This window comes from Pseudomonas sp. NPDC087358 (assembly GCF_044900785.1).
Classification (GTDB): domain Bacteria; phylum Pseudomonadota; class Gammaproteobacteria; order Pseudomonadales; family Pseudomonadaceae; genus Aquipseudomonas.
The window spans coordinates 299,319-312,357 of record NZ_JBJDOA010000001.1 but is presented as its reverse complement, the minus strand read 5'-3'; the positions used below and the strand labels follow the sequence as shown (position 1 = coordinate 312,357).

Below are 13,039 nucleotides of genomic sequence, written 5' to 3'. Positions count from 1 at the left end.
CATGATCGTTCGACCTCATCCCAACCTGATCAATGTGCTGCTGGCACTGAAGGGCTCGATTGCCCGGCGCATTGCCAAGCGCAGTCTGTTGGTGACCCTGCTGGCTGCCGCCATCGTGCTGGTTGAAAGCCTGCACCCCGATTATTTCGCCAAGGTCAGCGCCACGCCGTTCACCCTGTTGGGGTTATCGCTGTCGATCTTCATGAGTTTTCGCAACAACGCCTGTTATGACCGTTGGTACGAAGCGCGCAAGGCATGGGGCGAGATGATCACCGAAACCCGCTCGATCATTCGCGAAACCCAGGTCATCAAGGATGAGGCGGTGCGTCGCAGCATCCTGCGGGATCTGTGTGGTTTTGCCCACGGGCTGAACGCGACGCTGCGCCGCCAGGATGTACAGCAGGCCGCGCAGCCCTGGCTGAGCCGGATGCCCGCGCCAGGGAGTGCCAGTTTTTGTGACACGATCCTGCGCGAAGTCGGCCGCCAGTGTTCCCAGGCCAGCGATAGCGGCCAACTCAATGAGTGGCGCTACACGCTGCTGGCTAATCACTTGAGTGTGCTGAGCCGGGTGTTGACCGCCTGTGACCGGATCAAGAACACGCCGTTGCCATTTCCCTATACCTTGCTGCTGCACCGCACCATCTACCTGTTCTGCATCCTCCTGCCGTTTGCCATGGCCGAGCCGCTTGGCTGGATGACACCGTTGTTCATCGCCATCGTCAGCTACACCTTCTTCGGCCTGGATGCGATCAGCAACGAGCTGGAGGACCCGTTCGGCTACGACGAGAATGACCTGCCCACCGACGCACTGGTACGCATCATCGAGCGCGACATTCTCGACGCACTGGGCGTCGCGCCGTTGCCGCCGCTGCTTGAACCGGTGGAGTTTGTGTTGACGTAGCGGCGTGTGCCGTTTTCGACTCCGCCCCTGGAGCCTGAACAGGATCGCCATGCGCCAAGCGGTGCTTTTTCAGCCCCCACACCTGCCTGGCCGTAGGCACAAGGCGCTACACGACCGAAGGATTCTTCTCCATCGCAGCCTTGTAGAGCGAGGCTTTCGGCTGGGCGAATACCCTTGCCAGCATGGGTTCGAAGTAGGCCAGCGGCAAATGCTCATAGTCAGGATCGAACGCCGCTGCATCGTATTTGGCGCAGAACTCTATGGTCTGCTGGTACTGCGGGTGCTCCGCGAATTGCTCACGCACATGCCGATCCATCCCCAGATGATGGAAGAAGTAATAGCCCTGAAAGATCCCGTGTTTCTCCACCATCCACAGGTTTTCGGCGCTGACGAAGGGTTTGAGGATCGCCGCGGCAATGTCCGGGTGGTTGTAGGTGGCCAGGGTGTCGCCGATGTCGTGCAGCAGTGCGCACACCACGTACTCCTCGTCACGCCCGTCACGATGCGCGCGGGTTGCCGTTTGCAGTGAATGGGTCAGTCGATCCACCGGGAAGCCGCCGAAGTCACCGTCGAGCAGACGCAGGTGGTTGAGAATACGGCTTGGCAATTGGCGGGCGTAGACGCCGAAATCCTTGGCGATGATCGCCCAGTCCTGCTCGGTGCCATGCTCCATATGGGTGAAGCGTGCTTGGTCGAAATGGCTCATGGCAGGCGCAGGCTCGTTTGTTGTAATGGATGCAATGAGTGTAGGCCTAGCCCGTCGTCGCGTGGTGACCTTGCGGGACGGCTTGATGGCTCAGCGCGCCTTGTCTGCGCGCGCATAAGCGCGGTTGATGGGTCGATATCAGCGTGGGGTCTGAAGCGCTTGCCTCAGAACGGTACCTTGCCGGTCAGCATGTCCCTGTACATGACGAAATCGCCCAGCAAGCTGTAGAAGGGGTGCTTGAATGTGGCCGGCCGATTGCGCTCGAAAAAGAAGTGCCCGACCCAGGCGAACGTATAACCTGCCAGCGGCAAAATCCATAGCAACCGCCAGTCGCCGCTGAGCAGAGCGGTTGCCAGCAGCAGGAGCACCAGGCTGGTGCCGATGAAATGAAGTCGGCGACAGGTGCTGTCGCGATGCTCCTGCAGATAATACGGATAGAAGTCGGCGAATCGATCGAAGTTTTTGACGGTATCCACAACGGTATTCTCTGATGCATGCGGTCAATCGAGTCTAGCCGAGCGCTTGCGGCAAACAGTGACAATGGGTGCCAACGTAGTATCCTTCGGCTATCAGTCGCAGGGGGCGACCGGTTCTGGACAAGAAGACGTAAGCATGGAAAAAACGACTTCTTCAAGTTGGGCGATGGGGATCGTCAAATCCCTGGAAATGGACGGGCTGGACTGCCAGGCGTTGTTCAAGGAACTGGGCCTGGTGTATGCCGACCTCGAAAATCCCGATGCACGTTTTGCACAGGACTCCATGACCCGCCTCTGGCAGCGCGCGGTGGAGTTGTCCGGCAACCCGGCGGTGGGCCTGAACATGGCCAGGGTGGTACGACCGGCGTCTTTCAGCGTGGCCGGTTACGCGTTGATGTCCAGCCGCACGCTCAAGGAGGGTTTTGATCGGTTGGTGCGCTATCAACGCATTATCGCCGACAGCGCTGACCTGAGTTTTCGCCTGCTTCCCGAAGGCTACGCACTGATCCTGACGGTGCACGGCGATCTTCTACCCCCCACGCGACAAAGCGCTGAAGCCTCACTGGCGTTTGCGCTGGCGTTCTGTGGCTGGCTGACCGGTCGCCCGCTGCACCCACGTCATGTGCTGATCCAGGGCGATCAGCCGAAGAACGTCGAACCCTACAAGAAATTCTTCCACGCGCCGCTGACGTTCAACGCGCCTTACGATGCGCTGGTCTTCGAGCGTGCGGATATGGAAGCGCCCTTGCCGACGGCCGACGAGGCCATGGCCAGGCTGCATGATCGCTTTGCCGGGGAGTTTCTCGCGCGCTTTGCCAGCAATCGTGTGACCCATCAGGCCCGTCAGGTGCTGTGCCGTCTGTTGCCCCAGGGCGAACCCAAGCGCGAAGCCGTGGCGCAGAGCCTGCACGTGTCGCAACGTACCTTGCAGCGGCGCTTGCAGGAGGAGGGCACCAGTTTCCAGACCCTGCTCGACGATACCCGCCGGGAACTGGCCGAACAGTACCTGGCGCAGCCGCAGATGACCCTGCTGGAGATCGCCTACCTGTTGGGTTTTGCCGACCCGAGCAACTTTTTCCGGGCGTTTCGCCGCTGGTTCGACGAGACACCCGGGGAGTATCGGTTGAGAAAGGCAATCGGCTAAGTACTGCCCCGCCCTGTAGGAGTGAGCTTGCTGGCGATGATTGCCAATCGGCGCCACAGATGCATCGCCTGGCAAATGCATCGCCAGCAAGCTCACCCCTAGTGGGCGGTTATATCAATGCCGCCAGAACGCCGGGATGCACAGCACCAGCACGGTGATGATCTCCAGCCGGCCCAGCAGCATTCCCACCGACAGAATCCATTTGGCCGCATCGGGCAGGGTCGAAAAGTTGCCCGCCGGGCCAATCGTCTCGCCCAGCCCCGGCCCCACGCCAGACACAGTGCTGGCGGCGCCGGTCAGTGCGGTCATCCAGTCCAGGCCCAGCAGAGACAGCAGCAGCGCGATCAGGCAGATGGTAATGGTGAAGAAAAACGAGAACGTCAGGATTGACCGCACGATCTCGTCATCCAGCCGATGGCCGTTGTACTTTTGCTTGATCACCGCGCGTGGGTGAATCAACTGATGCAGGTTGGCCCTGAGCAGGATGTAGGCCACCTGGAAACGGAACACCTTGACTCCGCCGGCGGTCGAGCCGGAGCAGCCGCCTATGAAGCCCAGGTAGAAAAATATCATCAGCGAGAAATTGCCCCACAGGCTGTAGTCGCCCAGCGCGAAGCCGGTAGTGGTCACCACCGACGTCACGTTCAGTGCCACGTGGCGCAACGCTTCGTACCAGGGCAGGTCAGTCGTGGCCCAGTACCAGAGCCCCATCACCAGCCAGGTCAGCAACAACAGACCGATGAATCCCTGCACCTGCTGGTCCTTGAGCAGCGCCTTGCGGTGACCGCGCAGGGTCGCGACGTAGAGGGTGAAGGGCAGACTGCCCAGGATCATGATCACGATCGCCACCCAGTGCACCGCCGGTTGTGGCCATTTAGCCAACGACTGGTCGGAGGTGGAAAAGCCACCTGTGGAAATCGCCGACATCGCGTGGTTGATCGCGTCGAACAGGCTCATGCCCGCCCACCAGAATGCCAGGCTGCCCAGAACGGTAATGCCGACGTACACCAGGACGATGAACTTGGCCACCATGTGCGAGCGCGGCATGACCTTTTCGGAGCGGTCCGATGACTCGGTCTGGAACAGACGCATGCCACCGATACGCAACAGTGGCAGGATCGCCACCGCCATGCCGATGAAGCCGATGCCGCCCAGCCAGTGCAGCAATGAGCGCCAGATGAGGATCCCCGGCGACATGCTGTCCAGCCCGCTGAGTACGGTGGACCCGGTGGCGGTGATGCCGGACATGCTTTCGAAAAACGAGTCGGTGTAACTGATGTGCTGGGTCAGCAAAAAGGGCAGGGCGGAGAACACGCACACCACCACCCAACTGCTGACGGTCAGCAGGTACATGTCTCGCGGTCGCAGGTGGACATGCTCCGGGCGTCCCTGGCCGACCAGCGCCAGCCCGGCGACGAAGGTGATCATGCTGGACCAGAGAAACGAGGGCATGTCGCCGGCACGATCGAAGATCAGCAGCGTGGCCATGGGCACGACCATCGCGATAGCCAGCGTGATGAGAAAGATGCCGATAATGAAACCGATGATGCGAAGGGTCGGCAACGCCATGCAGTCGCTCTGATCTGGGAAGTGGAAAGGCGCTCATTCTACCCATGGGCAAAGCCAAGTAAACCGAGGCCGTTTCCGGGTGTCATGTAAGAAATGCTGCCGTTATGGGTGATTGAAGTCCAAGAGCACGTTTACGGCACTACAATGGCCCATCATTTTTTCAGGAGACGATTCAATGGAAGCGCTCGACCTAATGCTCAATCGTGTGTCGGTTCCTCGCCTGGTCGAGCCGGCTCCGGACGCCGCCCAGCGTGAAATCCTGTTCAGCGCGGCGCTGCGCGCCCCCGATCATGGTCAACTGCGACCTTACCGTTTTCTCACGGTGGAGGGCGATGCCCGTCAGCGCATGGGAGACATGCTGGCGCAGGCGTTGGTCGAGGGGGCAGGACCGGCGGATGAAAAAGCCCTGGACAAGGCGCGCTTGGGCCCGCTGCGCGCACCGTTGGTGGTGGTGGTGATCGCCAAACTGCAGGACCACTACAAGGTGCCGAAAAAAGAGCAGTTGATCACCGCAGGCTGTGCTGCACACAGCGTGCTGCTGGCCGCCTATGCACTGGGGGTGGGCGCGGTATGGCGGACCGGCGAGTTGTCCTATTCGCCACTTGTCGCCAAAGGCCTGGGGCTGGCGGCGGATGAAGAAGTCATCGCCTTCCTTTACCTGGGCACGCCACAGAATCCGCCGCGTGAAGCGGCCAAGCCGGATGTGGTGGATTTTGTCAGCCAATGGCAGGGCTGAGCCGTTCTGCGCCACGCCCGGTTCTTGCTCCCAAGGCGTGGGTTGAATCGCACCCTGTCGGCGGCACGACATGACCCTGCAGGAGCCGGCTGGCTGGCGAAGACGGTGTGTCGGTCGAGGTCATAGGCATCGACCTGACGCATTCACCAGCAAGCCGGCTGCCACGGTTCAGGTCTGTGCGGGGCTGATATCCCGGGGCACCACAATGCTGGCGATGAACCCGCCCTGCGGATGATTCTCCAGCACCAGACTGCCGCCGTGTTTTTCCGCCGCGCGCTTGGCGATCGCCAGACCCAGGCCGTAGCCCGGCGCGGTCTGGTTCGGCGCACGGTAGAAGGGTTCACCCAGTTGCGCCAGGTGTTCCGGGCTGACACCAGGGCCATGGTCGCGCACGCTGATGAACAGCATGTCATCCTCGTTGCGTGCGCTGAGTTCGATCGGCTGACCGGCCGGGTTGAAGCGCACAGCGTTGCGCAGCAGGTTATCCAGCGCACGCTCCAGCACACTCGGCCAGCCCTGTAGCTGCACACCCGGTTGCGCCTGGACCGCGATGATCTGCTCAGCGCTGCTCATCTCGGTTTCTGCCTTCAAATGATGCAGCAGCCCTGGCAGGTCGACCGCCGTGGCGCTGCCCATGTCGGCATCGAGTCGCGCCAGGGCCAGAATCTCACTGATCAACTCCTCCAGCCGATCACAGTCACGGGTCAGCCGTGGCCAGAGCTTTTCGCGCTCCGCCGGTTCCGCGCGCTCGGCCAGCGCCAGGGCGATACGCAGGCGCGCCAGCGGTGAGCGCAGTTCGTGGGAGACATCGCGCAGTAACTGGCGCTGGCTGCCGATCAGGCTTTGCAGCCGTGCACCCATGCGATTGAAGTCATTGGCCAGCACACCAAACTCGTCACGACGGTTGGACAGTTGCGCCAGGCTGTTCTGTTGATAGGTGGTTTGTCCCAGATCGTGCACAGCGCCGCGCAGCCGGCTCAGCGGGCGGGTGATCGACAGGGTTACCAACAGGCTGAACAAGGTCAGGACCACCAACGCGATACCCAGCGCACTGAGCGGCCAGAGCAGGCTTTCACGGTGCCAGGCGTCCAGCTCCGGATGCGGAATGCGGTAAATCAGCAGGTAGGTTTCGCTGGTTTTGGGGCTGGTGTATTCAGCGGTCAGGCGCCGCCACGGCAACTGCCGGGGATCGTCCTTCTGACGGGCTTCGAACGCCGCCGCGCGGGGCGGGAACGTGCCGGGAATGACGGCCTCGCCGCTGTCGTTGAGCACCTGGACATCGATGTGGTACTTGCGCTTGAGACCCTGCAGAAAGTCCTGGGCGGCGTCTTCGCCCTTATCCTCATACAGCGTCGTCCACTTTTCCGGCAGGTTGTGCAGCCCGGGATGGCGACTGAGAATCCAGGCGTCCTGATTGAGCATGTGCCCCAGCAGAATCGACAGACCCGCTACCAATGCGATGGCGAGCCAGAAGCTTGCCAGGATTCGCCAGAACAATGAACGCACGTGAAGCCCTCAATCAGAAAAGCCCGACACGCCGGGGAGAGCGTGTCGGGCTGGGGAGTGTAACGCCGCGCCAGTCGCCTGTTACTGGGCTTTTTGCGCCTTTTGCGCTTTCCAGGCTTCGAACTCGGCACGGTCAGCACGACGCTGAGCCTGATCCTTCTGGATCTGGTCGAAGGTCTTCTGCTGATCCGGGGTCAGCATGGCACGGATGTCGGCCTGGGTTTTCGCATGCTTGGCAGCCAGTTCATCCTGCATGGCTTTCTGATCGGCTGGCGACAACTTGGCCAGGTACTTCTGGGTGATCTCGGAACGACCACGCCATTGATCGCCCATCAGTTTGCCCACTTGCTGACGTTGCTCCGGGGTCAGGTTCAGTTTGTCGAACGGGCCTTTGCGGTGATGCATGCCCGCGCCATCGAAGCCTGGACCACCAGGGCCACCCATGTGATCGCCTTGTGGTGGCATCGCCATTGCGACGGTAGGCAGAGCAGCAGCGAACATCAAAGCCATCAGAGTCTTGCGCATGGTGTATCTCCTTGTCTCGAATCCGGCTCTGTGCCGGTTGTGGCCAGTTTAGGGAGATCAAGGTCAAGCGAGGTCAGGCGTGGGTAAAGCTTGGGTAAAGAGAATTTGTCATGGTGCTGACAGATGCGCGGCGTTCGACTGGCGCAAATATCTGTAGGACTGAGCGTGCTCGCGATTACGGTCTGTCAGGCAGTAACGTTTTGTCGGTCGGATCGCACTCGCGAGCAAGCTCACTGCTACAGGATGGGGGTCGCTATCACACCGCGTAGTAATAACCCCGGCTGCGCAACGCGACGATCCGCGGGCGGCCGTCGGCGTGAGGGCCAATCTTCTTGCGCAGGTTGCTGACGTGCATGTCCAGGCTGCGGTCGTACAGGGTCAGTTTGCGGCCCAGGGCCAGTTGCGCCAGTTCCTGCTTCTCCAGCGGCTCGCCGGGTTGCCCCAGCAGCGCCTCGAGCAGCCGCGCTTCGGACACGGTCAGGGTGAATTCCTGATCGTCGATGGTGACCACGCCACGGGCCGGGCTGAAACACAGGTCGCCCAGCTCCATCTGGCTGGAGACTGCCGCCGGATGGCTGCGACGCAACACAGCGCGCAGGCGGGCGGTCAACTCGCGGGGATCGCAGGGCTTGGCCAGGTAGTCGTCTGCACCCAGCTCCAGACCGAGGATGCGGTCCAGCGGCTCACCGCGTGCCGAGAGCATCAGTACCGGGAGTTCAGGGTGATCGGTACGCAATTGCTTGAGCAGCTCCAGCCCGCTGCCGTCTGGCAGCATCACGTCCAGTACCACCGCCGCCGGGGCGGATTCGGCCAGCGCCTTGCGGGCACTCTGGCCGTCATGGCAAGCCTGCACCTGAAAGCCTTCCTGACTCAACCAACTGCTCAGGAGCTCACACAGCTCCTGGTCATCATCAATAAGTAACAGCTCGCTCATGACTCACTCAATTTAGCCATTGCCGACGCTGTCTACGCCAGCCGCTGGCAAAGATACCGCACAGCAGGGTCAGCGTGGCAATGCCGCCCCCTGTGACAAACCATTGTTGTTGCTCGGTCGGCATGCGCGCGGGCATGACCGACTGCGCTTGTTTGAGCAGCAGTTTAAGCCTTTGGTTCTGCTGATGCAGGCGTTGGAGCTGAATACTTTTGCGCTCGCTGATGCGATGACACGATTGCCGGGTCGATTCTTCGCCTCGCTGCAGGCGTTGGGCCCCGAGCAGTGGAATATCGACAAGCAGTCGCAACGGCGTCAATCGCCCCCGGCCTGCAGAGCAGACCGGGGGCCAAACGCCAGAGGCGGGGTTAGGGCAGGACTTGCTTGAAGGGCTTGACCACTACATGGTCATAGACCCCGGCCTTGATGTAAGGATCGGCGTCGGCCCAGGTCTGTGCGGCGCTGAGGGATTCGAACTCGGCGACGATCAGGCTGCCGGTAAAACCGGCCGCGCCCGGATCATTGCTGTCCACCGCAGGCATGGGGCCTGCCAGTACGATCCGGCCTTCGTTTTTGAGCACGGTCAGGCGCTCAAGATGCGCCGGGCGCGCTTGCAGGCGTTTTTCCAGGGAGTTTGCGACGTCGGTTGCCACGATTGCGTAGAGCATTTCAGTCCTCTGTCTTTTTTGTTGAAGGCTGGGTCGATGCGTCGGCATCGTGCATATGCCGAGCCAGGAAGATGCCCTGGCCGATCAGGAAAACAAGGGTCATGCCGAGGCTTCCGAAGACTTTGAAGTCGACCCAGAAGTCCTGATAGGTGAACGCCACATAAAGGTTGGCGGCGCCGCAGAACAGGAAGAACACGATCCAGGCGATGTTCAGTTTGACCCAGATTGCCTGGGGCAGGGTCAGCGCGTGGCCCATGATGCGCTGGATCAGCAGACGGTCACCGATGAAATGACTGCCGGCGAAAATCAGTGCGAACACCCAGTTGACCACCGGCGCTTTCCACTTCAGGAAGGTTTCGCTGTGGAAGGCAAGGGTCAGGCTGCCGAACACCAGACAGGCGATCAGGGTCAGCCACTGGCTTTTCTCCAGTTTGCCCTGACGGATGAAGAGGATGCCGTAGACGACGATGGAACTGGCGATCAGCATCGCGGTGGCGCTGAAAATTCCGCCTACCATGAAGCTGTGGCCCAGGATATCGACGGCTTGGGGACTGATTTTATAAACGATGAAAAACAGGATAAGCGGGATGAAGTCGATGAATTGTTTCACAGTAAGAGCCAGAAGCTGGATGTGACGGCATAATAACAAACATCAATGACTGCGAAAGCGCCCCTATGAATGTCGATCTGCACTGCCACAGTACCGCGTCCGATGGCGCTCTTGCGCCTGCGGCACTCGTCGCCCGTGCCCATGAGAACGGCGTCAGGGTGCTGTCCCTGACCGACCACGACACCATCGAAGGCCTCGAAGAAGCCCGTGCGGCGGCGCTTGCGCTGGATATGCAACTGATCAACGGGATCGAGCTATCCTGCACCTGGGGTGGGGCGACTATCCATGTTCTGGGCTACGGTTTTGATGTCGATGCCCGCCCTTTGCTCGATGCCATTGAGCAATTGCACACCGGGCGGTGGTTGCGCGCCGAAGAAATCAGTCGCAAATTGGCGATCAAAGGTATGCCCGGAGCGCTGGAAGGTGCTCGCGCCGTGCAGCAGGCGCTCGGTGACAGCGGTAATGCACCGGCCCGGCCACACTTCGCCGACTTCATGATCAACGAAGGTTTTGTCAAAGACCGCGCCGAGGCTTTCCGTAAATGGCTGGGTGCAGGCAAGCTGGGCGACGTCAAGCAACACTGGCCGACGCTGGCAGAGACCGTCGCCACCTTGCGCGCCGCCGGCGCCTGGATCAGTCTGGCGCACCCTTCGCATTACGATTTCACCCGCAGCAAACGTCGCAAGCTGGTCGCCGATTTCATTCAGGCAGGCGGCCATGCAATAGAAGTGGTCAACGGCCTGCAGCCCGCCGATCAGGTGGGCAGCCTGGCCATCCTGGCCCGTGAATTCGGTCTGCTGGTCAGTGCCGGCAGTGATTTCCATGCCCCTGGCGCCTGGTCCGAGATTGGCGTTTATCGCCCGCTCCCTGAGGATCTGCCGCCACTTTGGTGTCGATTCAAACATGACCAGCCTACTGCCGTCTGAACAGGAAGATACCGTGAGTCAATTTTTCCAGGTCCACCCGGAGAACCCGCAGGCGCGCCTGATCAAACAGGCCGTTGATATCATCAAGGCGGGCGGTCTGGTGGTTTATCCGACAGATTCATCCTACGCGCTGGGTTGTCAGATGGGCGACAAGGCTGCGCTGGATCGCATCCGCCGGCTTCGCGATCTGGACGACAAGCACAATTTCACCCTGATGTGCTGCGATCTGTCGCAACTGGGGTTGTTCGCCAAGGTCGATACCGCCGCTTTCCGCCTGCTCAAGGCGCACACTCCGGGTCCCTACACCTTCATCCTGGGGGCGACCCGCGAGGTGCCGCGGCTGCTGCTGCATCCCAAACGCCGCACCATCGGCCTGCGCGTGCCCAAACATCCCATTGCACAGGCGCTGCTGCAGGAGTTGGGCGAGCCGTTGATGAGCGTCAGCCTGATCATGCCGGGCGAAACCATCCCGATGAGCGACCCCTATGAAATGCGTCAGGTCCTCGAACATCATGTCGATCTGATCATCGATGGCGGCGAGGGCGGGATCTCGGCATCCACCGTGATCAATCTGTCTGAAGACGAACCGCAGGTGGTGCGGGTCGGTTGTGGCGATCCCACGCCGTTCGGGGTCGAGGTCGAGTGACCGACGCCCAGACGCCGGATGCCCAGGCGCAAGCTCAGCAGGAACTGCCGTTTGCCGTGGTCTACGGTCAGGCCGTCACGCAGATGCCGGTCGACCTGTACATCCCGCCGGACGCACTGGAAGTGTTCCTCGAGGCCTTCGAAGGCCCGCTGGACCTGCTGCTCTATCTGATTCGTAAACAGAACATCAACATCCTCGACATTCCGGTGGCGGAAATCACTCGCCAGTACATGGGCTATGTCGAGCTGATGAAAACCGTGCGCCTGGAGCTGGCCGCCGAATACCTGGTGATGGCCGCCATGCTTGCCGAGATCAAGTCGCGCATGCTGTTGCCGCGTTCAGAGGTGGTCGAAGCCGAAGAAGACGACCCGCGCGCCGAACTGATCCGGCGCTTGCAGGAGTACGAGCGTTTCAAGGCTGCCGCCGAAGGCATCGACAGGCTCAGCCGTGTCGGCCGCGATGTGCTGGTGCCCAGGCTCGATGCTCCCGAAGCGCGGGCGCGCAAGTTGCTGCCTGAGGTGGCGCTCGACGAGTTGCTGATGTCCATGGCCGATGTGCTGCGCCGTGGCGACCTGTTCGAAAGCCATCAGGTCAGCCGCGAGGCGCTGTCCACCCGTGAGCGCATGAGCGACGTGCTCGAGCGCCTCAAGGGCGCGGGCTTCGTGCCTTTCGCTGAGTTATTCACCGCCGAGGAAGGCCGTCTGGGTGTGGTGGTGACGTTCATGGCGGTGCTGGAATTGGTCAAGGAACAACTGGTCGAGCTGGTGCAGAACGAACCTTTTGCCGTCATTCATGTGCGTGCGCGAGCCGAATAATAGCCAGAGCTGATCGATGAACCTGAACGAACCCCGCGAGCTGGCACCGCTGCTCGAAGCATTTCTGTTGGCCTCCGGTAAGCCGCAATCGCTGGAGCGGCTGTTCGAGCTGTTCGAGGAGGCCGAGCGCCCGGAGCCAGCGGTGTTCAAAAAAGCCCTGACGCTGCTGGGCAAGTCCTGCGACAACCGGGCGTTCGAGTTGAAGGAGGTCGCTACGGGTTACCGCCTGCAGATCCGCGAAAAGTTCGCACCCTGGGTTGGGCGGCTGTGGGAAGAGCGCCCGCAGCGCTATTCCCGTGCCTTGCTCGAAACCATGGCCCTGATCGCCTATCGCCAGCCGATCACTCGCGGAGAAATCGAGGATGTCCGTGGCGTCGCGGTCAACAGCAACATCGTCAAGACGCTGCTGGAACGAGAGTGGATCAGGATCGTCGGTTACCGTGATGTGCCGGGCAAGCCGGCGATGTTCGCCACCACCAAGGCGTTTCTCGATCACTTCAATCTCAAAAGCCTCGACCAGCTGCCACCTTTGGCTGACCTGCGCCAGATGGAAGCAGAACCGATCCTGGACTTCGACGACGCCCCGGTGCCTGCGCACTTGCAGGCGCTGGCCGATGCCAGCCTGCCGGCAGACCCTCAAGCGCAAACCGAAGCGCCCCGCGACGAGACCAGTTTCCGCAGCCTGCTGGCGGAGCTGGACACCATGGAGTCGGGACTCAAAACCGACTTCGACGATTTATTGCTCGATGAGGTCGATAAAGAGTCTGAATTGGAAGACCAGCCTGCGGACGACGAAGATCCGCGGTAACTGATTCCTCCCGGCGCTACAAGTCCTCGTAGCATTTGGCCTTGCCGGCGGTGGCGCACTCAGCATCGCCAC

At 61.1% G+C, this 13,039-nt stretch carries 15 protein-coding genes and 1 pseudogene; 7 read left to right on the top strand and 9 right to left on the bottom strand.

Annotated features, from left to right (window positions below):
- Nucleotide 1 precedes the first annotated feature (1 nt).
- Nucleotides 2-901: a bestrophin family protein gene (locus ACI2KS_RS01405; protein WP_404616608.1), complete on the top strand. Its 900-nt coding sequence runs from the start codon at nucleotides 2-4 to the stop codon at nucleotides 899-901.
- A gap of 106 nt (nucleotides 902-1,007) precedes the next feature.
- On the opposite strand, the gene ACI2KS_RS01400 is transcribed toward ACI2KS_RS01405, so the two are convergent.
- Both ACI2KS_RS01400 and ACI2KS_RS01395 read right to left on the bottom strand, forming a co-directional pair.
- Complete coding sequence (locus ACI2KS_RS01400) at nucleotides 1,008-1,607, bottom strand: HD domain-containing protein (protein WP_404616607.1); 600 nt, start codon at nucleotides 1,605-1,607, stop codon at nucleotides 1,008-1,010.
- 164 nt (nucleotides 1,608-1,771) lie between these two features.
- Nucleotides 1,772-2,083, bottom strand: a complete 312-nt coding sequence (locus ACI2KS_RS01395; RefSeq protein WP_404616606.1) for an Mpo1-like protein — start codon at nucleotides 2,081-2,083, stop codon at nucleotides 1,772-1,774.
- 136 nt (nucleotides 2,084-2,219) lie between these two features.
- Between ACI2KS_RS01395 and ACI2KS_RS01390 the strand changes: the two genes are divergently transcribed.
- Complete coding sequence (locus ACI2KS_RS01390) at nucleotides 2,220-3,227, top strand: AraC family transcriptional regulator (RefSeq protein WP_404616605.1); 1,008 nt, start codon at nucleotides 2,220-2,222, stop codon at nucleotides 3,225-3,227.
- Nucleotides 3,228-3,341: 114 nt separating this feature from the next.
- Here the strand turns inward: ACI2KS_RS01390 and ACI2KS_RS01385 are convergent, their stop codons facing one another.
- The gene (locus tag ACI2KS_RS01385) at nucleotides 3,342-4,796 is read right to left on the bottom strand and encodes a TrkH family potassium uptake protein (RefSeq protein ID WP_404616604.1); all 1,455 of its coding nucleotides are present in this window, start codon (nucleotides 4,794-4,796) and stop codon (nucleotides 3,342-3,344) included.
- A gap of 175 nt (nucleotides 4,797-4,971) precedes the next feature.
- On the opposite strand from ACI2KS_RS01385, the gene ACI2KS_RS01380 reads away from it, so the two are divergent.
- On the top strand, nucleotides 4,972-5,532 hold the full coding sequence (locus ACI2KS_RS01380) for a nitroreductase family protein (RefSeq protein ID WP_404616603.1): 561 nt from the start codon (nucleotides 4,972-4,974) through the stop codon (nucleotides 5,530-5,532).
- A gap of 168 nt (nucleotides 5,533-5,700) precedes the next feature.
- On the opposite strand, the gene ACI2KS_RS01375 is transcribed toward ACI2KS_RS01380, so the two are convergent.
- From ACI2KS_RS01375 to ACI2KS_RS01350, 6 genes and pseudogenes are all read right to left on the bottom strand, one after another.
- The gene (locus ACI2KS_RS01375; RefSeq protein ID WP_404616602.1) at nucleotides 5,701-7,038 is read right to left on the bottom strand and encodes an ATP-binding protein; all 1,338 of its coding nucleotides are present in this window, start codon (nucleotides 7,036-7,038) and stop codon (nucleotides 5,701-5,703) included.
- An 81-nt stretch (nucleotides 7,039-7,119) separates the two neighbouring features.
- Nucleotides 7,120-7,563 carry an LTXXQ domain protein gene (locus ACI2KS_RS01370; protein ID WP_404616601.1) on the bottom strand — a complete coding sequence of 148 codons (444 nt, stop codon included), beginning with the start codon at nucleotides 7,561-7,563 and terminating at the stop codon, nucleotides 7,120-7,122.
- 256 nt (nucleotides 7,564-7,819) lie between these two features.
- On the bottom strand, nucleotides 7,820-8,497 hold the full coding sequence (locus ACI2KS_RS01365; RefSeq protein WP_404616600.1) for a response regulator transcription factor: 678 nt from the start codon (nucleotides 8,495-8,497) through the stop codon (nucleotides 7,820-7,822).
- Between the two features lie 7 nt (nucleotides 8,498-8,504).
- Nucleotides 8,505-8,750 (bottom strand): annotated as a pseudogene (locus ACI2KS_RS01360) (translation initiation factor 2); the annotation flags it as partial.
- A gap of 112 nt (nucleotides 8,751-8,862) precedes the next feature.
- Entirely contained in the window at nucleotides 8,863-9,162 is a 300-nt protein-coding gene (locus ACI2KS_RS01355; protein ID WP_404616599.1) for a YciI family protein, read from the bottom strand.
- 1 nt (nucleotide 9,163) lies between these two features.
- On the bottom strand, nucleotides 9,164-9,772 hold the full coding sequence (locus ACI2KS_RS01350; RefSeq protein ID WP_404616598.1) for a septation protein A: 609 nt from the start codon (nucleotides 9,770-9,772) through the stop codon (nucleotides 9,164-9,166).
- Between the two features lie 65 nt (nucleotides 9,773-9,837).
- Between ACI2KS_RS01350 and ACI2KS_RS01345 the strand changes: the two genes are divergently transcribed.
- The 4 genes from ACI2KS_RS01345 (at nucleotide 9,838) to scpB (ending at nucleotide 12,967) form a co-directional block, all read left to right on the top strand.
- A complete protein-coding gene (locus ACI2KS_RS01345; protein WP_404616597.1) occupies nucleotides 9,838-10,698 on the top strand; it encodes a PHP domain-containing protein in 861 nt (286 codons plus the stop codon).
- Between the two features lie 13 nt (nucleotides 10,699-10,711).
- On the top strand, nucleotides 10,712-11,344 hold the full coding sequence (locus ACI2KS_RS01340; protein ID WP_404616596.1) for an L-threonylcarbamoyladenylate synthase: 633 nt from the start codon (nucleotides 10,712-10,714) through the stop codon (nucleotides 11,342-11,344).
- Between the two features lie 116 nt (nucleotides 11,345-11,460).
- Nucleotides 11,461-12,159: a segregation and condensation protein A gene (locus ACI2KS_RS01335; RefSeq protein WP_404617233.1), complete on the top strand. Its 699-nt coding sequence runs from the start codon at nucleotides 11,461-11,463 to the stop codon at nucleotides 12,157-12,159.
- Between the two features lie 16 nt (nucleotides 12,160-12,175).
- Complete coding sequence (gene scpB / locus ACI2KS_RS01330) at nucleotides 12,176-12,967, top strand: SMC-Scp complex subunit ScpB (RefSeq protein ID WP_404616595.1); 792 nt, start codon at nucleotides 12,176-12,178, stop codon at nucleotides 12,965-12,967.
- The last annotated feature ends 72 nt before the right edge of the window (nucleotides 12,968-13,039 follow it).